Source organism: Microcoleus sp. bin38.metabat.b11b12b14.051 (assembly GCF_013299165.1).
In the GTDB taxonomy this organism is placed as follows: domain Bacteria; phylum Cyanobacteriota; class Cyanobacteriia; order Cyanobacteriales; family Microcoleaceae; genus Microcoleus.
In genome coordinates, this window is record NZ_JAAFKD010000004.1 from 289,259 (window position 1) to 310,221 (window position 20,963).

General features: G+C 47.0%; 13 protein-coding genes. 10 read left to right on the forward strand and 3 right to left on the reverse strand.

The window, feature by feature from the left end:
• The first annotated feature begins 2 nt into the window (after nucleotides 1–2).
• The 5 genes from QZW47_RS07325 (at nucleotide 3) to QZW47_RS07345 (ending at nucleotide 8,974) form a co-directional block, all read left to right on the forward strand.
• Nucleotides 3–1,208: a 4-hydroxy-3-methylbut-2-enyl diphosphate reductase gene (locus tag QZW47_RS07325; protein ID WP_293125563.1), complete on the forward strand. Its 1,206-nt coding sequence runs from the start codon at nucleotides 3–5 to the stop codon at nucleotides 1,206–1,208.
• Between the two features lie 827 nt (nucleotides 1,209–2,035).
• Nucleotides 2,036–4,027: a CHASE3 domain-containing protein gene (locus QZW47_RS07330; protein WP_293125565.1), complete on the forward strand. Its 1,992-nt coding sequence runs from the start codon at nucleotides 2,036–2,038 to the stop codon at nucleotides 4,025–4,027.
• Nucleotides 4,024–4,488 carry a response regulator gene (locus QZW47_RS07335; RefSeq protein ID WP_293125567.1) on the forward strand — a complete coding sequence of 155 codons (465 nt, stop codon included), beginning with the start codon at nucleotides 4,024–4,026 and terminating at the stop codon, nucleotides 4,486–4,488. The genes QZW47_RS07330 and QZW47_RS07335 overlap by 4 nt, the downstream gene beginning before the upstream one ends.
• A gap of 845 nt (nucleotides 4,489–5,333) precedes the next feature.
• On the forward strand, nucleotides 5,334–8,255 hold the full coding sequence (locus QZW47_RS07340; protein ID WP_293125569.1) for a response regulator: 2,922 nt from the start codon (nucleotides 5,334–5,336) through the stop codon (nucleotides 8,253–8,255).
• A 221-nt stretch (nucleotides 8,256–8,476) separates the two neighbouring features.
• Nucleotides 8,477–8,974: a hypothetical protein gene (locus QZW47_RS07345; protein WP_293125571.1), complete on the forward strand. Its 498-nt coding sequence runs from the start codon at nucleotides 8,477–8,479 to the stop codon at nucleotides 8,972–8,974.
• A gap of 62 nt (nucleotides 8,975–9,036) precedes the next feature.
• Here QZW47_RS07345 and QZW47_RS07350 read toward each other — a convergent pair whose 3' ends face one another.
• The 3 genes from QZW47_RS07350 to QZW47_RS07360 form a co-directional block, all read right to left on the reverse strand.
• Entirely contained in the window at nucleotides 9,037–9,402 is a 366-nt protein-coding gene (locus tag QZW47_RS07350) for a response regulator (RefSeq protein WP_039886668.1), read from the reverse strand.
• Between the two features lie 322 nt (nucleotides 9,403–9,724).
• Nucleotides 9,725–12,067, reverse strand: a complete 2,343-nt coding sequence (locus QZW47_RS07355) for a polysaccharide biosynthesis tyrosine autokinase (RefSeq protein ID WP_293125585.1) — start codon at nucleotides 12,065–12,067, stop codon at nucleotides 9,725–9,727.
• A 120-nt stretch (nucleotides 12,068–12,187) separates the two neighbouring features.
• Nucleotides 12,188–13,669, reverse strand: a complete 1,482-nt coding sequence (locus QZW47_RS07360; protein WP_293125587.1) for a polysaccharide biosynthesis/export family protein — start codon at nucleotides 13,667–13,669, stop codon at nucleotides 12,188–12,190.
• Between the two features lie 368 nt (nucleotides 13,670–14,037).
• On the opposite strand from QZW47_RS07360, the gene QZW47_RS07365 reads away from it, so the two are divergent.
• The 5 genes from QZW47_RS07365 to QZW47_RS07385 all read left to right on the forward strand — a co-directional run bounded on the left by QZW47_RS07365 (nucleotide 14,038) and on the right by QZW47_RS07385 (nucleotide 20,786).
• Nucleotides 14,038–15,444, forward strand: a complete 1,407-nt coding sequence (locus QZW47_RS07365; protein ID WP_293125589.1) for an O-antigen ligase family protein — start codon at nucleotides 14,038–14,040, stop codon at nucleotides 15,442–15,444.
• Between the two features lie 130 nt (nucleotides 15,445–15,574).
• A complete protein-coding gene (locus QZW47_RS07370; RefSeq protein WP_293125591.1) occupies nucleotides 15,575–16,909 on the forward strand; it encodes a flippase in 1,335 nt (444 codons plus the stop codon).
• Between the two features lie 449 nt (nucleotides 16,910–17,358).
• Entirely contained in the window at nucleotides 17,359–18,696 is a 1,338-nt protein-coding gene (locus QZW47_RS07375; protein ID WP_293125593.1) for a flippase, read from the forward strand.
• Nucleotides 18,693–19,892: a hypothetical protein gene (locus QZW47_RS07380; protein WP_293125595.1), complete on the forward strand. Its 1,200-nt coding sequence runs from the start codon at nucleotides 18,693–18,695 to the stop codon at nucleotides 19,890–19,892. Before QZW47_RS07375 ends, QZW47_RS07380 begins: the two co-directional genes overlap by 4 nt.
• A 24-nt stretch (nucleotides 19,893–19,916) precedes the next feature.
• Nucleotides 19,917–20,786, forward strand: a complete 870-nt coding sequence (locus tag QZW47_RS07385) for a hypothetical protein (RefSeq protein ID WP_293125597.1) — start codon at nucleotides 19,917–19,919, stop codon at nucleotides 20,784–20,786.
• Nucleotides 20,787–20,963 lie beyond the last annotated feature (177 nt).

Genomic DNA, 20,963 nt, shown 5'->3' on the forward strand with positions numbered 1-20,963 from the left:
AGATGGATACTAAAGCTTTTAAACGATCGCTCCAACAGTCTGAAAACTACCACCGCAAGGGTTTCGGACACGAAGCTGAGGTAGCTGACGTGATGCAGACAGCTTATCAAAGCAGTCTGATCCAGCAAATTCGTGACAACAATTACAGGCTCCAACGCGGCGCTGTCACCATCCGGCTGGCTGAGGCTTTTGGTTTTTGCTGGGGGGTGGAACGCGCTGTGGCTATTGCTTACGAGACTCGCCAGCATTTCCCCTCGGAACGGATTTGGATTACTAATGAGATTATTCATAACCCGTCTGTCAACCAGCATTTGCGGGATATGGAAGTTGGTTTTATTGCTGTGTCCAAGGGACAGAAAGATTTTTCGGTGGTGGATAGCGGCGATGTGGTAATTTTACCTGCTTTTGGCGCGAGCGTCCAAGAAATGCAGTTGCTCAACGATAAGGGCTGTAAGATTGTTGATACTACTTGTCCTTGGGTTTCTAAGGTTTGGAATACTGTTGAGAAGCACAAGAAGAAAGATTATACTTCGATTATTCACGGTCAGTACAAGCATGAGGAAACTGTCGCGACGAGTTCTTTTGCTGATAAGTATTTGATTGTGCTGAATTTGCAGGAAGCTGAATATGTCAGCAATTATATCTTGCACGGAGGTGACAAAATTGAGTTTATGGCTAAGTTTAGCAAGGCTTATTCGGCTGGTTTCGACCCGGATCTGGATTTGGTCTCTGTCGGGATTGCTAACCAAACTACTATGCTCAAAACTGAAACTGAGAATATTGGTAAGTTGTTTGAAAAGACGATGATGCGGAAGTTTGGCCCCGAAAACCTTAACGAACATTTTCTGAGTTTTAATACTATCTGCGATGCAACTCAGGAACGGCAAGATGCTATGTTGAATTTGGTTGAGGAAAAGTTGGATTTGATGTTGGTGATTGGGGGTTTTAATTCTTCTAATACTACTCACTTGCAGGAAATTGCGATCGACAAAACGCTTCCTTCCTACCACATTGATTCTGCCGAGCGCATTCTACCGGGAAATCGCATCGAACACAAGCCTCTAGGCGGAGATTTGGTTGTTACCCAAAATTGGTTGCCTGATGGTAATATTGTGGTCGGCGTTACTTCGGGTGCTTCGACTCCTGATAAAGTGGTTGAGGATGCGATCGATCGCATTTTGGCACTCAAAGCCGCTGTTGTTGCGTAATTATCTTTAGGACTTGTGCGCGGGCTACCAGAAACCGGGTTTTTTACCAAAATATTTGCCCAAAACCCTCAATAAGAGTTCAAAAACCCGGTTTCTTTATTCGGGTGCGTCCACAACTAATCTTATTTCACAATTCTTCGGGTGCGTCGCTTTTTATAATTCTCAAAAAAAATCGACTTTTCCAGTAGCGACGCACCTGTGATTGCGCCTCCAGCCAACAATCCTCGGTTTCACTTTTTCCCAACCAGATAATTCTTCGGTTTGTTTCGTTAAGCCTATCAGCTCCCAAGTGCGTCGCTCGCTTGATTGTCGATTTTTAGGCAACGGATTCAACAAGAGCGATGCAGCCTACAACTACGTCCATAAATTATATTTACATAAAAAATAAAAAAATCGCCTTTTTTTTGAGGTGAAAAGCTTGACGCGGCTCGGTTGATAAGGTATCATTTAATAATGGGAATAGTGGCATTTTTAAAACTTAAGTCACCACTTCCATTATCTAAAATATACCTTAAAAATCAACCAAAATCAATAGGTAAAAACTCCTTCTTTTGCGCCGCGATTTGAATTTGAAATAGTTACAAAGGCAAAAGCGATGCCAGAGAAAATGGGAATTAAGCTGGGCTGCCCCTGACAGACAGATTGTCTGTTTTTCGTCTCCTACTTAAGGAGGATGCGAGCAAGAGCGAGACTAGACTACAAACAAGATCATCGCAGATTTGAGGCTTAAATTTATCTGCTTTGGCCGCCGTGTGTGCCCGAGCAAAAAATTCATCGCCCGCAGCGAGGTACAACCAAAAAAGCAGGACTCGCGCGCCGACAATTTGATGAACAAATCGCTGACTCGCCAAATCACCGCAGGCATCGGAATGGCCTTGGCGCTGCTAATTTTCAACGCGGCAACTTCCTATCGCAATACTCTCAAGTTAGTGGAAAACGAACGCTGGGTGAGGCACGCTCACCGAGTTTTAACGGAATTAGAAGCCACACTTTCCACGCTAAAAGATGCTGAAACCGGGCAGCGCGGTTATTTGCTGACGGGAGAAGAACGGTATTTAGAACCGTATCACGCGGCGATCGCCCGCATCAACGCACAAGTAGGCGGATTGCAGCAGTTAACCGCCGACAACAACCGTCAGCAACAGCGGATTACTGTGTTGAAAAGCGCGATCGACTCTAAATTAGCCGAACTTGAAGAAACTATCAATCTGCGGCGCCAAAAAAACTTAGCAGCAGCCATAAAACTGGTAAAAACCGATCGCGGAAAGCAAATCATGGACGGGATTCGGCAGCAGGTAGCTGTAATGGTAGCCGAAGAAACTCAGCTATTGCAGCAGCGCGCCCGAGAATCCCAAGCCAGTGCTAATTTGACAATCCTCACTTTTACCGTTGCTGCTGTAGTAGATTTGCTGTTGCTGGTGTTGGTTTATTATTTAGTAAAGCGCGATCGCACTTTGCGCGACAATACTGAAATCAAGCAAAATCAACTCCTAGAACAGCTAGAACACGATCGCAATTCCATAAAATTAACCGAAGAACGTTTCCGGCTCGCCATTTTCAACGCGCCACTGCCAATTATGCTGCACGCAGAAAACGGAGAAGTGTTGCAAATTAACAGCGTTTGGACACAACTCTCGGGCTACGAATACTCAGAAATTCCTACAATTGAAGATTGGACAGAAAAAGTTTATGGCACTCGCAAATCGTTAGTGCAAGCAGATATTGAGAGGCTGCACCAATTAAACGTCGGCGTTTCTGAAGGTGAATATACGATCGCCACAGCCAGCGGCGAAAAACGAATTTGGGACTTTTATTCCGCACCTTTAGGCAAGCTTTCCGACGGCAGAAGTTTAGTAATTAGTACCGCCATTGACATCACGGCGCGCAAACAAGCAGAATCGGAAATTCGGATGCTCAACGCTACGTTAGAACAGCGAGTGGAACTCCGCACCAATCAACTGCAAGCAGCTAACGAAGAATTAGAAGCTTTCACTTATACTGTCGCCCACGATTTGCGTGCTCCCCTGCGGGGAATGCAGGGATTGGCTGAAGCTTTATTACAAGATTACGGCCAACTGCTCGACGAACTAGGTCAAGAATACGCCCAGCAAATTGTGAATTGTGGGCAACAATTAGAAGATTTGATCCAAGATTTGCTAGCATACAGCCGCCTGAGCCGCACTGATTTATCGCTGCAAGTTGTAGAGTTAGAATCTGCTGTCGCTGAGGCAATTGCTATGGTACAAGCCGATGCTAAGTCCAACAGCGCTCAAATTACTATTAGCTCGCCCTTATTTGCGGTAATTGCCCACCGGGTTACTTTAGTTCAAGTCATCGCAAATCTGCTCACCAATGCCCTCAAATTTGTGGCAGGCGCATCACCGCAAGTGCAGATATCGGCTGAAGAAATTCAACTACCTTCAGAGGCAGGGACAAACAGACAGACAGCGGGAGAATGGGAAACAGGGACAGATACACGCTGGGACAATTCCCAATTACTGATTTCCAGCCGGCAATTGCCCGTTAGCGTTAGCGAAGCGATCCCTTCGCCGAAGGCGTTCCCGGAGGATAGGAAAGCCATCGAACACGATCGCTTTATCCGTCTTTGGGTAGAAGACAACGGCATCGGTATTGCTCCGGAACATCAAAAACGGATTTTTCGCGTCTTTGAACGGCTCCACGGTATCGAGTCATACCCCGGAACTGGTATAGGATTGGCTATTGTACAAAAAGCAGTCGATCGCATGGGCGGTCAAGTTGGGGTGAACTCTCAATTAGGACAGGGCAGTCGATTTTGGATATTGCTGAGGAAAGGATGACGCAAACGCAGACGATTTTGCTGGTGGAAGATAGCCCGGTTGATATTCTGTTGATGCAGCGGGCGTTTCGCGATCGGGTTTTTGCTAATATTTCGCTGCAAATTGTCCGAGATGGAGATGCAGCGGTTTTTTATTTAAATGGTGATGGAGAATACAGCGATCGCGAGCGGTATCCTTTGCCTAGGATAATTTTACTAGATTTGAAGTTGCCCAGGCGATCGGGTCATGAGGTTCTGGGTTGGCTGAAGCAGCAGCCGCAACTCAAACGCCTGCCTGTGGTTATTTTGACTTCTTCCAGGCAAACATTAGATGTCAATCTAGCTTACGATTTAGGGGTGAATTCTTATTTAGTTAAACCTGTCGGGTTTGCTTCTCTATCGGAAATGATGCAGAATTTTGGTGAGTATTGGCTCAACCATACCGAGCTGCCGGAATCTATAGAAATTCCTGGTTTGTCGTGACCGTTTCCCCGTTACCAGACTCTGCCAGATAGCGAGTAATATAAATCACTCGCCACAGTGGTGAGGACATAAATAACCTCATGAATAGAGCCGATAACCCATAGCATAAAAGGCTTGATTTCCTGACTGTGCAACTATTCAAATTCGGTCTTCCGGCTCTTTTGTCAACTGTCCACTGCTATAATACCAGTTCCCGAAAAAAATGCAACTGTTGCCTCGCGACTCAAACTGCGATCGCCCGATCGCTGATTCCCAATTCCTTAATTTAAAAGATCGAATCTCAAATGGTATAAGTTGGTAGTGACGCGTTCTGTGTCATGTGTTCCTCGGTGATGAAGAGACAAGATTGCCTCAGTCCTTTTAATCAAATTTCGGAGCAACGTCCTAACTATTTTTGCAATCTTGTCTAATCAAAAAAAAATGACCACAAAGAATTGGTTGAAAGCCGGAACCCTTGTAAGCGACAAATTAAAATCAGACTATTCATTACTCCAATCCTGTTCCTTGCAGGGAAAGTGCTGTCAACTGTCCTTTCGTCAACTGAATGAAGAAAGCTACATCAACCTGGTTCTAAATGGTGAGTAGGGGGTTTTGAGGAGGGTATTGATTAATACCCACAAGGCTAGAAAAAACACCTTAACTCATGTATTTCTGAGCAAATAGTGGCTGCCAAGTATCCAGAATGCAAGCAGTGAGATATAATCAAATACAAGCCAATATAATCAACTTATTTCTCAGTGCTATTAACTGGCTAATTAAATAGATTAATCATCAGTAGTAGCTATAAATAACATATTCTCAGATTCAAGAATGTTTCTGCCAATACAAAAAATAAAAAAAATCCCATGCTGTGTATCCTGTTGATCGACGACAACCCGAACGATCGCCTGATGATCGATCGAGAACTGAGAAAAACTTTTACCGATTTAGAAATCAAGTCGGTGATTGATGCCCAAACTCTCGAACAAATCCTGGTAGCAGGGGGGTTTGACTTGGTAATTACCGACTACCAACTGCACTGGAGCGACGGATTAACTGTTTTAAAACAAGTTCAAAGCCGCTACCCAAACTGTCCGGTAATTATGTGTACCGACAGCGGCAGCGAACAAGTGGCAGTCGAATCAATGAAAGCGGGTTTGAGCGATTACGTGTTCAAAGGGCGGCACTTCAAGCGGCTGACCGGCTCAGTGCGCGAAAGCTTGGAAAAACAGCAGTTGCGCGAGAATTACACCAAAACGTCGGCGCAGTTGGCAATTTCTGAGGAAAGGCTGAGGGTGGCAATCTCGGCCTCGCACATGGGAACTTGGGATTGGAATATATTAACGAGCGAGGTGGTTTGGTCGGAGGGACACGAACGGTTATTCGGGTTGGAAAAAGGTAGTTTTTCGGGAACTTACGCAGGGTTTTTTGCCTGCGTTCACCCGGAAGATCGCGATTCTATTTCTGGGGCGATCGCCTCGTCTTTAGAAAATAAAATAGAATACCAGCACGAATTTAGAGTTATTTGGCCCGACGGCACCTTGCACTGGATCGCGGGTAGGGGCAAGTTTTTTTATGATTCTAACGATCAATCGGTGCGATCGATCGGCGTGGTTTGGGATATTACCGATCGCAAGTTATCCGAAGCCAGAATACACGAGAGCGAGGAGAATTTGCGGTTTGCCCTAGAAGCAGCTAATACGGTGGCTTTTAGCTGGGATCTTGTTTCTGGGGAAGCCCGCCGCTCGTCCAATGCCCAAACACATCTGTGTTTGGGCCCAGACAGCAGGGTTGGCACTTTTGAGGAAAAAAAGAATGCGGTGCATCCAGATGATGGCGACAGCTTTTTGGCTGATTTGGATGCCGCGCTCAGCGGCTCGGGAGTTTACGACTCGGAACACCGCCAAGAGCGCCCCGACGGTTCGGTGATTTGGCTTCACGATAAAGGGCGGGTGGTTTTTGACGCATCCGGTAAACCAGTGCGGCTGTTCGGCGTGGCGATCGACATTACCGCTCGCAAACAGTTAGAATACGATCGATCCCAAGCTTTGGCGCGCGAGCGATCGTATTTGCACCGCCTGCAACAATTAACAAGTGCCTCAGTTGCGATCAACTCCACGCTGTCGGTAGCAGAAATACTTCAGTTAGCGGCAGATAGCGCCCGCCAAATTCTGGAAGTCCACCAGGTAGCCGTCAACCTCAGCCCTTCCGCCCACTGGGATGCGGGAATTAGCAAGTTTTCCCTGTCCGAAAAATACGCCCAGTGGCAAAATTACTGCGAAGAACCAGACGGTACAGGGATTTACCAACAAGTTTGCCAGCAGCAACAGGCGATGCGGATGACTCAAAGCGAGTTAGAAGCTCACCCGGCTTGGCGGGGGTTCGGCAAGGCTGGGGGGAATCACCCGCCGATGCGGGGGTGGCTGGCGGTACCGCTGACGGCTCGCGACGGCAGAAATTTGGGATTGATTCAGTTGTCGGACAAGTACGAGGGGGAGTTTGGCGAAGATGACGAAAGTATTTTAATGCAGTTGGCTCAGGCGGTGTCGGCGAGTATCGAAAACGCCCGACTTTATGAGGAATCTCAGCAAGCAAATCGGATGAAAGATGAGTTTTTGGCAACTCTTTCTCACGAATTGCGATCGCCATTAAACGCGATTTTGGGCTGGGCGCAACTGTTGCGTAATCGCAGTTTCAGTCCGGAGGCTACTGCACGGGCTTTGGAAACGATCGAGCGCAATGCGAAATTGCAAACTCAATTGATTGAGGATTTGCTGGATATTTCCCGAATTATTCGCGGCAAGTTGACCTTGAATCCTTGTCCGGTAAATTTGATTTCGATGGTGGAAGGAGCGGTGAATACCGTGCGTTTGGCAGCCGATGCTAAGTCGATCGAGGTGCAGTTTGCAATTCTAGATTCGGGCTGCGATACTGCGGAATTTTGCCAGCTCGGGGAGGTTTCTGGCGATCGCGAATCTCAGTTAAATCCGAAATTTTTGGTATCGGGAGACCCCGGCCGCTTGCAGCAGGTAATTTGGAATTTGTTGACGAATGCGATTAAGTTTACGCCCCGCGGCGGGCGAGTGGAAATTCGCTTGCAGCGACTTGATTCGGAGGTTGAGCTGTCTGTTTCCGACACGGGAATTGGAATTGCAGCCAATTTTTTGCCCTACGTGTTTGAATCTTTCCGGCAAGCGGATGCTACGATTACTCGCAATTATAGCGGTTTGGGGCTGGGGCTGGCGATCGTCCGGCAGTTGGTGGAACTCCACGGCGGCACGGTGTGGGCCCAGAGTCCGGGACTGGATCTGGGTTCGACTTTTACTTTCCGCCTCCCTTCAATGCCACTAAATTCGATCGCCCGCGAGGAAGCGCCTGTGTTGGTAGGGGGCGGTAATTTGCTGGGAGTAAAAATTTTGGTGGTTGATGACGAGGTTGATTCGCGGGAATTTATGATGTTTGTCTTGAGCGATTCCGGGGCTGCTGTCAGGGCTGCATCCTCTGCTGCTGAAGCGTTTGAGGTGGCTTCGGCTTTTTGTCCGGATATTTTGGTGAGCGATATCGGAATGCCGGAGGAAGACGGCTATTCGCTCCTCAGAAAGCTGCGCTCCTTGAAAAGCCAAAACCGAGGGAAGTTTCGGGCGATCGCCCTGACGGCTTATGCTAGGGATGAAGACCGCGATCGAGCTTTGAAAGCTGGTTTCGATCGGCATCTGCCTAAACCCGTGCCACCCGATGTCTTAGTGGAGGCGATAGTCAGTTTGAGGCAGCAAGCGATCGCAATTTAAAAATTGGTAATTGTGTTTGTAGTAAGGAATGCGAGTCCTTAAATAATCAGGACTAAAGTCCTCACTACAAACCTCAATCATAAAGGTTAGTAGTGAGGACTTTAGTCCGCATCAAAATTCCAGGACTTGCATTCGGCACCATCGAACCTCTCATAAAATGCCGCTCCAATGATTGGTTTGTGTTAATATGCTAAAATATCCAAAAACCACGCGGTAATTAAGTGGACAAACTGCAAACAGACATCAACGCAATTTCCTCTCAGATCGAAGCATTGCGCCGGGAACGCCAGCAGCTTAGCACCGGGGCGATCGCCCCAGCCGGAGATTCGCCCCAAGCCATCGCGGATGCTTACCGCCGTCACGCGAGAGAAACAGCACAAGTGTCGGCAGAAGTCAAGGGCATAGATGATGCGATCGCCGCTCTTTCTGCTCAACTTAATCAGAAACAACAGCTATCGGTAAACTTGCAAAGAAGGAACCCGATGGAGGAGCAGGTTGAAGAGGGCAGAGCGCGGGCGGAGGGACACGCGGAACGGATTAACGAACTGGCGGCCCAACTGGCGGGGGAAGTGAAGGAACTTAAAGCGATTGCCGACCAAATTAGCCCCAGCTACTGGCAGATTTATTACAAGCCTTTTATTACTGGTTTTAAAACTATTTCTGTTCCCTACGTGCGATCGGACGGGGATGTTTGGACTATTGTCAATCGAGTAGTTTGAGAGGCTGCGGGAGCAGAAAGTATAACCACTCAAAACGTTTTTTCTGTCCCTCTTCCTCTATTTCAACCGCGCAGCAGTTGCTTAATAGTGCCGACCAATTCCTGAGGGTGAAATGGCTTGGCGATGTAGGCGTCGGCTCCTTGTTTCATTCCCCAGTAGCGATCGAACTCTTCGCTTTTGCTCGAACACATTACCACCGGCAAATTCTGAGTTTTGGGGTCGCTTTTGAGCCGGCGGCAGACTTCGTAGCCGTTCATCCGGGGCATCACGATATCCAGAACGACTAAATCCGGGCGGTTGGCTTTGATTTGCTCTAGAGCTTCTACGCCATCACTTGCTACGGTGACGTTGAGTCCCCTACCTTTGAGCAAGTCGGCAATCATCTCCCGCAGAGTGACGCTATCATCAACAACCATAACTGTACTCATAGAATAATCCCTACCAAGTTTCTGGGTTGAAACGTTCGCATTAACGTTTGCATTAACGTTCACCTTTAAAGGTGTCTTTTCCTGATTGAGATTGCGCTCTGCTAGATGTAGTTTACCCACTTTTGCCGATCTCCCAATCATTTTCTAAATAATTATCGCGAAACTAAAGATCCGCGCAATCTCGGTTGACATACGAGGCTCTGTCCGTTAGTCTATCATTTTCTTTCTAAAATGGTACTTTTGTCAAAAAATCAGGGTGCCGTTTGGTTCTAGGTGTAGGGTCGAGGACGGTGGCCGTCAGGAGGGCTGGATCGAAATTTGTCTAATTTTGATTTTTTGTGCCCATAGCCGATAGTTTTTGGTCGTAGAGCGTCTCTAAACCGATCGGGCGCTGGCGATAGGTGCCGCTGGATTTTTTGCTACCGTTAGCAACGATTCCCAAGACGCAAGCTCCAGAAATTTTTAATTCTTCTAAAACTTTGCGAACTTGCGATCGGTCTGTTTTGGCAATTTGCACGACCATAATCGTAGCGTCTGTGTGAGCTGCGATCAAGTGAGCGTCTGCCAAGCCTGCTAGAGGCGGGGTGTCATAAATCACTAAGTCAAAAAATGCTTGAAATTGCTCCATTAGATACTGCATTTTTTTGGAAGAAAGCAGCTTGATCGGATCCGAGGGAATTTGGCCGGCGGTGAGTACGAACAAATTATCTTGGTTGGGCGCTCGCACGATCGCGTCGTTGAGGCCCATATCTGTGGAGATGGCATCGCCGAGCCCGCGCACGTTCGGGATTCCTAGCTTAGCGTGCAGTTGCGGGCAGCGCAAATCGGCATCGACTAACAAGACTCGCTGTCCGATGGCGGCTGCTGTGGCGGCCAGGTGCAAAGCTACTGTAGATTTTCCGTCTTTTGCTTCGGCAGAGCTCACTAACAGCGATCGCAGCGGCCGGTCTGCACTCAGCAAGTGAATGTTCGTGTAGAGCGATCGAAATGCTTCTAAAAATGGATAGTCCAAGTCGCTGAGAATATTTTTCCCGGGCTGCATCGCCACAGTCGGGGTAACTCCGAGGGGTTCGAGAACTTCCACTTTTGACTTCGAGTTCGATCGAGCTGATGTAACTTTTCTGGCTCTGGCGGGCCGCGGGCGCTGGTTTTTTTTGGTAAACGGAATCACCCCGAGCACGGGCAATCTTGTGGCTGTTCTCATTGATTCTGGAGTGTGGAAAACAGTGTTTAACACCTCTACCAGCAAGCCGATTGCTATGCCCAGCAGCCCGCTTAAAATTACTGCCAGTGCTAGCTGTTTTTTGGTGTGTTTGACGGTAGCTGCGATCGGTTGACCGAATTTGTCTAGCGGAATTTCCGGCGGATTGATCAGCACCCAAGGTATTTGCTGCTGAGCCGCATCGATCCGCAAGGCTTCTCGTTTTGCCAAAAAGTCGGACAAACTCTTGTTAACTACTTGCTGTTCCCGCTGTAAATTGTCGTACTGCCGCGTTGTTACTGAAAAATTTCTAATTTTTTGGTTGAGGTCATTTTGCGAATCAGTCATGGCGCGATCGCGCGCTTCGATTTCTTTAATTTGCGTCTCTAAAGTTCCCATCACCACTACTCTTGCTTGCTCAGTGGCGGTTAAAATCAGTTCTTCGCGACTTTTTCGCAGCGCTATAACTGGCAAGCTGTCTTCTCTGTACTGAGCTAATTTCATTGACAAATCCGAGTCTATTTTCTGGATTTGACCTAAGAGTCCAGCGTAAGCTTGTCCTTGGGTCATCAGCACACCTTGGGGGTTATTTGCCTTCAGTAATTTCTCATAGCTTTGGTAGAGGTTCCGCAGCCCTTTTATTTGTACTTGAATTGCTAGTTGCTGACCCCGAATGCTTTGAGCTTGTTCTGACAGAGATTTGCCCTCTAGCTGCGGATCGAACAAGTTGCTCTGCTGTCGCAATTTTTGGACTTGCAGTTGCAAAACTTCAACTCTTTCTCGCAGCTTTGGCAGCTCCATATCTATAAATTTTATGCCTTGATTTATGCCTGTCAGCCTCTGCTGCAAGCTGTATTCTAGATAAGCTTTAGAAACTTTATCCAAAACCCCGTAAATTTTATTTTTGTCTGTATCTTTGTACCGAACTTCTAAAATTTTTGTACCTTGCTGTTTGCCATCTTTTGTGTAGCTGAGGCGGTTGATCGACAGTTTGGACATCAGTTCGGCGTAGGTCATGTTGGAATACCAAGTTCGCAACTCCTTAACTACTGGCTCCATCATTCTGGGACTCCGCAAAATCCTAATTTGCGTTTCGTAGTCTACCAAACTAATTCCTTCTATATTAATTTTTGCTAAGTCGGCAGCAACGGTATTGTCTAATTGTTTGGAAAGCAAACCTTCTGCGGTGGCAGGTTCGACTAATAGGGAAAAATAACCTTCATACTCCAGGGTGATTTTTTTAGCTGTCAGGAAGATTGCCGAGCCTGCGAGGGCGCTCAAACCAACGGTTACTGCCACCATTACCGGGAGACGGCGGCGCAGGACGCCTCCGAGCCAGGACAAGTCTAGCTTTTCTTCGTCTGTCTCCTGGACGAACTGATCTCTGTAGTTTTGACTGGAGAATTGCGGCAGTTTGCCATTTGACTGTGGTGTGAAGGGTTTGTAATCTTGTCTGCTATCCATATTCGGCCTGGGTATTTTTGATGTTAATATTTTTGAAGCTGTCGCGCTGCCACTATGCAATCCTATTGTTTAGTTTATTCTAGCCTTTGCCAGCAATTATCAAGTTCGCCATCCGGGTTGCTACCTGAACAAAGATCGGAGAATGCTGAGAAAATTTAACACTCCCGTAGCTGGGCCGACAGGCGCGACGACATTGTTGATGCGGTCTAGGAAGTTCACGAGACCGCTGCGGGAGACGATAATCATGTCGTTGTTGCGAAGTTGGGGATTGACTTCTTCGTTGATTCCTTGAGTTAAATCGACTTCGATCGTCCGTTTAGTAGCTGTACCGTCCTGATTGATGCGGACTAGCTCTACGCTCTTTCTTTTAGCTCTGGTATTGCCGTAGCCGAAAAATCCTCGGGAAACTAAAGCTTGATTCAGGGTGGCATTAGCTGGCAGCCTTAAGGGATCGAGGGATGTTGTGACTTCTCCGACTACAAAAATGTTGATGCCGGGGGGAGCAAAGTTAGTGTTAGCCAGTACGCCAGCTTCTGCGGGGTTGACTAGGGTGGCTTTGGGAACGATGATCGTGTCTCCTTGCTGCAAGATCGTATCTTGGCTGGCGTCGCCGGACTCTAGGAACTGCCACAGGTTGACTGGGATAATTTGTTCGCCCCTTCTGGTGATGCGGCGCACTTGGATTTGTCGGATGTCGGCTTCGGAGGTGATGCCGCCGGCTAGCTGAATGGCGCGGATGACGGTGGGGAAGCCTTCTCTGCTGAGATCGCTTGTGGTGTTGCCGCCGATGACTACGTAAGCCCCCGGGCGGGTGACTTGACCGACGATCGAGATCGATCGAGGTTTTTCTGGCGGTGGCGAAAAGTTGGCCGTCGCAAATCGGCGGGCTTCTGCTTGGTTGAAGGTGGCGACTGTGGGAATGACGATCGTATCTCTGTCCTGCAAAATGATGTCCTGAGAGATGTCTCCTTCTTCCAAGAATTTCCACAAGTTAACGTTGAGCACTCGATCCGGGCCGTTGGTTTGCGGGCGGCGGACGCGGATGTTGCGGATGTCAGCGACACCTGTAACACCTTCTGCGAGTCTTAGCGCTTGGGTGACGGTGGGATACTGTACGCTGGGCGTTACGCCCGGGCCTGAAGTCAGGGTGATGACGAAGTTTCCAGGCCTGGTAACTTCTCCGATGACGCCGACGTTGAGGGGGCGGGCGGCAACGAGGCTGACTGTAACCACGGGGTCTTTGAGAACGCGGCGGTAGGCGTTGCGGATGACTTTGGTGGCTTCTACTAAGCTCAGCCCGCGGATGGAAATCAGGCCGATCAGCGGCAGGTTGATCGAACCGTCGGATAGGACTTCGTAGCCGCGGGTGAGATCCGGTACTTCCAGGACTTCGATCAGGATGCGATCGCCACCGCCGAGTTTGTAGCTTTCTACCGATCGTCCGAGGCTCCCAGATGCCGGTGTGGTGGCGCCGGGCCGCAATCGAACTTGCGCCGCCGAAGATAGAGGAAATCCGGCAACCATAACCGTGGTAGCGATCGCACACCAAGTCAAACTCAAGACTGGGGCGGTGATTTGTTTGGGAAAATCGGCGTTAATCACAGGCTACGTATTTTCTTTTGGGATCCTTCAATAGTCTAATCTGTCACCATTCAAATGCCATCAGATCGCTAGCCCTACCCCAAAATCACCAACCGCTGCCAGCCCGGGAACCCAGCCTTGATATCTTCTATAGTATATGGCTGTTGAGCTGGGCGCGGGCGATCGACAGCGGCGTGAGTTTTTTGTTAGTTTGGTGGAATTAGCCCGCCGTTCACTTATAGCCTTTCTTAAAAAGGTGAGGTAAAGGTTTAGATTTTTGATTGGGGAATTGGGGAATTGGGGGATTTAGAGATTGAGAGATCGATCGGTCTTTTGCCTCATCTTTTTGAGAACTGCTATCATATTTGTCTCACAAGAGGTATAATTTCATGGCGAGAATGATTCGGGAGCTAATTTTTGGCAATACTTATTTGTTGTATTTATTGACCTCTGTGGCAGTAATTAGCACAATTTTGATTTTTCAGTTAGCTGCACAAAAAAAAATCGGTTTGCTCTGGGAAAAATGGTTTGCTGTTGCTTACGTATTCATATCTCCCCACGTCAACCTGCCTCCATTTAACTACCTACATTTTATCAATCTTACTGAGGCAGGTGACAGTAACGTCGCCAAACTTCCCTGGGTTTTTTATCCCTGGGTCATGTTTGTTTTGTCTGGGCGATTTATTAGTTTCTTCCAAAATCAATTTGTCGAAGCTTTATTATATTTAGTTTCAAGAAACCCTGGATTTTCCCTGTATTGTTTGCTACCAATAACATCCACACTGTGGTCGCTAGTTCCCGAAATCACGCTCAAAACCGGGATGGCATTTACAGCTTTTACGATTTTTAGTTTTTATCTGGGCGCGCGATACGAGTGGCGCGAATTATCTGGGTTGCTGCGGTGGGGCTATACATCGCTGGCTATAGTTAGCGTTTTGCGGAACCCGAGGATCGGAGCTGAATTTGCTGGAATTACCGGCCACAAAAATGCTTTCGGCAGCCTGATGGTTGTGAATACAGCACTTTGGTACCTGCACTATACCCAAGGTGCTAAAACTCAGAAAGAACGCTGGATATCTCTAGTATTGATGTTTTTTTCCTTGTATTTGGTGAGAGCTACTAGCTCCGGAGGGTCTCTGGTTAATAGTTTGATGCTGATAGTTGTCGTGTCTTCTTTAAGTTTTCTAAGTCGGTTAAAATTTCAATGGGCTTTTACTTCTATAGTCGGTTTTACTGTGTTGGGGATTATTACCAGCGTTTATATCATAGACAACTTAGAGGCGATTGTGGTCGGTGGACTCGGCAAAGATTTGACGCTGACTGGGCGGACGGAATTTTGGCCACAATTGATTGCGGCAGCCAATCAGCGCCCTTGGTTTGGCTATGGATTTGATGGCTTTTTTCAGCAAGATGAAATTGGTGAGGCAACTCCTGCTTATTTCATATATACTGCCAATGGATTTCAACCCAGAACAGCTCACAACGGTGCTATAGCAGTATTGCTATCTTTCGGTTATCCGGGACTGATATTAATCTTATCTTCGCTGGTGACTAATCTGGTTTTGGCAGTGCGGCAACTGAGTCGGAGCCTGCTATCAGAATCGGGAGTACCGATTATTTACTTGGTGTTTATCATATTAAATAACATTACCGAAGGCTCTTTAGGTGATATTGGGGATGTGTGGCTGGGTTACGTGTTAATCACAGTTAGACTTTGTATCGATAGTAGCAAATCTCCATCCAATAGCCGCGGCATTTACGGAGGGGATGTGCCGCAGCCCCTGCATCCACATTAAATCGGAATTAAGTTGCAGAAGTTGAAAATCCAGACAACTATGATATACCATATGAATGAGTCTGGTTTTGTGATGATTCCCCAGCCATTGAAAAGTATATTTATTTCTGATAAGGGCTTCAAAATTTCTGATGTTAGATAAGCTAACTGCGCTAAGTCAAAAGCTCGGTGCCGGTCTGGGGCGGTTAATTGGCAATCTGGTAAGGATGCTGGCCGGTCAAGGTTTGCAGGTGAGTTTGGGGCTGTTTGTAGGGGTGTGGGTGGCTCGCTATCTGGGGCCAACACAGTTTGGGTTGTTAAATTACGCGATCGCCCTTGTGTCTCTGTTTGCTTCGGCGACGGCGATCGGATTGGGTACTATCGTAGTGCGCGATATTGCTCGCGATCCTGAATGCAAAGAAGAGGCTCTGGGGACTGCTTTTATCATACAACTCGTAGGAGGAATCATTACTTTATTGCTGTCGGTGAGCGCGATCGCCGTACTGAATCCAGACGAGAGTTTAACTCTGACATTGGTAGCGATAATCTCCGCTGGAACAATGTTTCAATCCTTTGAAACCATCAATTTTTGGTTTCAGTCCCAAGTTCAATCTAAGTATACTGCGGTTGCGAAAAACTCCGTATGTTTACTCATAGCAGGCATCCGCATCGGATTGATTGAACTCAGAGCACCGCTGACGGCTTTTGCGTGGACGACATTCGCAGAGGTGGCTGTGGGCGGATTGGCGATCGCCCTGGTTTATCAAAGTAGGGGTAATGACTTCAAGTTGTGGCGGGTGAGTTGGCGGCGGGGCAAACAAATGGTGCTGGAAAGCTGGCCGCTGGTGCTGTCTAGCTTGGCAGTTTTCATCTATTCTAAAATCGATTTGATTATGCTCGGTGCTTTAGATAAAACTGAGTTGGGATATTACATAGTTGCAGTTAAAATATCGGAAATTTGCGATTTTTTACCGCTGATTGTCGCGTCTTCTATTTTTAGCAAACTCGCACAGTTAAGACAAAAAAATTATAGCGAATACGTAAAAGAATTTCAAATTTACTCGGATGCTATGTTATTTTTGTGGTTGGGAGTCGGGGTGCCAATTAGCCTGCTGGCTCCTGTGATAGTCCAGACTCTTTATGGCGATCGATATGCAGCTTCCGGCGGGCTGCTGTCAATTTATATTTGGACTCAATTTGGCACCAACTTCGGGATAGCGAGAAATACCTATTTTGCTCTCGAAGGTCAACTGCGATACAATCTTTACTTGACAGTAACAGGAGCAATTTTTAATATAGTATTGAACGCTTTACTGATTCCTCAATATGGAGCTTGGGGAGCAATTACTGCCACGTTTATAACTTATTTTTATGTAACTATTTTAGTTAATTTTTACATAAAAGAATTAAACCCGTTCGCCAAAATAATTATGGGTTCGTTAAATTTATATAAAGCAGCTTCTAGGCTGCTCGGGGCGATCGGCTGATTGAAATAAAACCCAACCTGCCGCACCGCTGCCACAATCTCGATGATGGCAGTGCGGCACTAAAACCCTTTCAAAAATGTCAAACAGAATATCTATAGCAGTGGACAGTTGACAGCTTGCGCGCTCGCGAAGTCGAAGAGTGGACAGCTTGCGCGCTCGCGACTTGCCCGCCCGCGAAGTCGAGGGGAGTCGAAGAGTTGACAGCTTGCGCGCTCGCGAAGTCGAAGAGTTGCTTCGTCAAGGAAATCAAACGGTTTCTGCTAGGGGCTATAGGCTCTATTCATGAGGTTATTTATGTCCTCACCGCTGTGGCGATTGCTCTATAAAATTTTCAATAAATGTTTAATTATTACCAAAGGTTATGATATTATTTGAAAAGTCCGGGTGGTTAATAGATTGTCAAAGGCTCAAAAAAATATTTATTTATTATAAGGACTTAAAACTTTCTGATGTTAGATAAACTAACTGCGGCAAGTCAAAAACTCGGGCCAGGTGTGCGTCAGGTACTCGTGAATCTGGCGTGGCTGTTCACAGACCAAATTTTGCAGATGGGTCTGGGTTTGGTGGTAGGGCTGTGGGTGGCCCGCTATCTGGGCCCCGTTCAATTTGGCTTGCTCAACTACGCTCTTGCCTTTGTATCTATCTTTAGTTCAGTAGCAACAATGGGGTTGGGCAGTATCGTCATCCGCGATATCGCCCGCAATCCTGAATGCAAAAACGAAACGCTGGGGACAGCCTTCGGGCTGCAATTTACAGGCGGCTGCATCACTCTGTTGTTAACTGTCGGGGTGATTTCGCTATTCAAGCCTGACGATAGCCTGACACGCTGGCTGGTGGGGATCATCGCCGCCGGAACTATCTTTCAGGCTTTTGAGGCGATAAATTTTTGGTTCGAGTCCCAAGTACAGTCAAAATATACAGTGCTGGCGAAGAATGCAGTCTGTTTTTTGGTAGCCGGAGTCAGAATTGGATTAGTGCTAATTAAGGCGCCGCTGCTTGCTTTCGCCTCCATTCGATTGGCAGAGGTGGCAATGGTAGGAATGGCTTACGTATATTTTTATCAGCTTACGGGAAATAAAATTAAGGATTGGCAATTCAGTTGGGCGCGCGGCAAGGAACTGCTGCGGGAGAGTTGGCCGATAATGCTGTCGGGATTGGCAGTTTTTTTGTACTCAAAAACAGATCAGCTCATGCTGGGTGCAATGGATAAAAATGTTGAACTGGGATATTATGCGGCGGCTGTTAAAATCTCGGAAGTCTGCGATTTCTTGCCGATGATAATATCTGCCTCTATTTTTCCCAAATTAGCAAATTTGAGGGAGAGAAATTATCAAGAATACCTGGATAAATTTCAAATTTACTGCGATACGATGATGCTTTTTTGGTTGGGAGTAGCCATCCCGATTTCGTTGCTTGCTCCGTGGATAGTGAATTTGCTTTACGGTCAAAAGTATGCAAACTCAGCAGCGGTACTGGCAATCTATGTCTGGGCGCAATTTGGAAGTAACTTTGGAGTAGCGCGGAACACCTATTTTACGATCGAGGGTCAGTTGCGCTACAGTCTTTACTTGACGGTAGTCGGCTCATTTTTAAATGTGGGTTTAAACTGGTTGCTGATTCCTAAGTATGGAGCTTTTGGTGCTACGGCAGCTACTTTGATTACTTATTTTTACGTGATTATCTTAGTCAATTTTTTGATTAAGGAATTGCGCCCCTTTGGTAAATTAATTTGGCGATCGCTTAACTTGTACAATGCCATTTCTCGGTTGATAGGATTAGTAAAATGATTCAGATTAAACCCCAGATTCAGCATCAATCTAACTGCCCCACATCGGGGACGACTCTGCATCCGGAAAAAATTTTGTGGCAGGGTATGCACGTTTGTGTTGAAGCGAGGTCTAAGGACTCCGGTAGTAACATAATTGATGTATTGAGAGTCGGTCACAGCTACAACCACTCGCTGCAACTCGATCTCAAAAAAGCTGAGGTTTTTTCTGGCAACAGTTACGCTAAGGAATGGTTGGGAAAACCATTATTAAATTCACTGCAAAATCCTCGCACCGAGCAACTTGAAGTTACCAAAGAAATATTCAAGCAGTGCGATCGGGTGATTATTTTAAACTGTATCGACTTTCTTTATGGGCACTCGCTGCTAAAGTTACTGAACGCACAAAGACACTTGGATCGCCACCCCGAATTTGGGTTAGTGGTGATAGTGCCGAAGTTCTTGAGGTGGATGGTTCCCGATGGAGTCGCTGAAGTCTGGACAGTACCTATTACTTTGAAAAACGGGCGCGATTATTATCTCAATTTTGCGGCATTTGTGGAAGAAGAAATGAAACGCTTCGAGCAAGTTTATGTCAGCGAAGCCTATTCTCACCCCAGCCAGTTCGACATCACTAAGTTTACGAGAGTTCCCACGCACAATTTTGAAGAAGAAGAGAGAAAAATTACTTTTATTTGGCGGGAAGACCGCCTTTATATCGACAATTTGCTGTTCCGAGTTTTGAGAAAGCTAAATTTGCTGTCTTGGGGGCTGGCGGTGCAAAATTGGCAGGTGCGGAGGTTGTTTGAGGGAATTCGATCGCGCGTACCCTCAGCAAAATTTGTGGTAGCTGGTTTAGGCACAAAGACTCAGTTTCCCGAATGGATTGAAGATTGTAGGGTTCAGGGGTTTAATGAAAAAATCGAGCAGGAAATCTGCGAACTTTATGCTAGCAGCCGTTTGGTAATCGGACTGCACGGCTCTAATATGCTGTTGCCTTCGGCTCATGCTGGGATGACAATAGATTTAATCGATGAACGCTGGGGCAACTTTGCACAAGATATTATCTATCAAGAGAGCAACCCGAAAATGGCTGCTTTTCGCTATAGATTTTTGCCCTATCAGACGAAGGCTGATACACTGGCATTCATAGCGGCTGTGATGGTTGAGACTTTTGATGAGTTTAAATCTCACATGACTGCTGATATTATTAATTAAAATGGTGGAGGACAGCAGGCAAATATGACGAACTCTAAAGCCATAGTAACGCTGACAATTGGGAAAAGATATTTGGAAAATTGGCAAAATTTGTGCCAACCAAACTGGCAAAAGTATGCTGACAGACACGGCTATGATATTATTTGTATTTCATCTCCTTTAGATGATTCTGAACGGGCGCAAAACCGATCGCCCTGCTGGCAAAAGTGTCTGATTCTCGGGGAAGAATCCGTCCAGAAATACGATCGCGTAGTCTGGGTAGATGCAGACGTTTTGATCAACTGGGCGAATGCTCCGTGTATTGTCGAAGGGGTGCCTGTCGATCGAGTAGGTGCGGCGGCAGAATGGGCAACACCGAACGAACAGCTATCTACTGAAGCTAGAGAGAGATTGTTTGAAACCTGGGGAATTACCGACGAAAAAGACGAGCGGGGGACTTATGTTAAATACGGTATTCCGGGGGAATTCGATCGCATTGTCCAAGATGGTATTATGGTACTGTCGCCGTCTCACCACCGCTCGATTTTAGAAAAAGTTTACCATGAATGCGAAGAAACAGGATTCGGTGAGATGCCTTGGCTGTCTTACGAACTGTTAAAAGCCGATCGCGTGCAATGGATCGATCCGCGCTTCAGCACTGTCTGGAACGTACACAAAGCCTTGTATTACCCATTTTTGCTGCCAAAACCGCAAACAGAATCAAGTTTGCTGGCTCGCGCTAAAAGCAAACTTTTAGCCAAAGGGGTGCCGCCGCGATTGGTAGACAAACGGGCTAGCGAGTGTGCGACAACCGCTTTAATGAATACTTTTTTTCTGCACTTTGCCGGGACTGCGGGAGAAATGAGACTGGTAGATTTAGAATCTACTTCTTGGCGCGATTTGCGCGACGCTTAATTTTTGACAGTTGACAGTTGACAGTTGACAGTTGGCAGTTGACAGTTGGCAGTTGACAGGAAAGCAGCTTGCCTGAAAAGCCGTTCGTTGGGTAGAAGGGTTGACCGCTTGAGGGCGACCTCTCCCGGTCAGTCAGAGGATTGGAGTAATTAATAGTCTGATCTTAATTGATCCCGA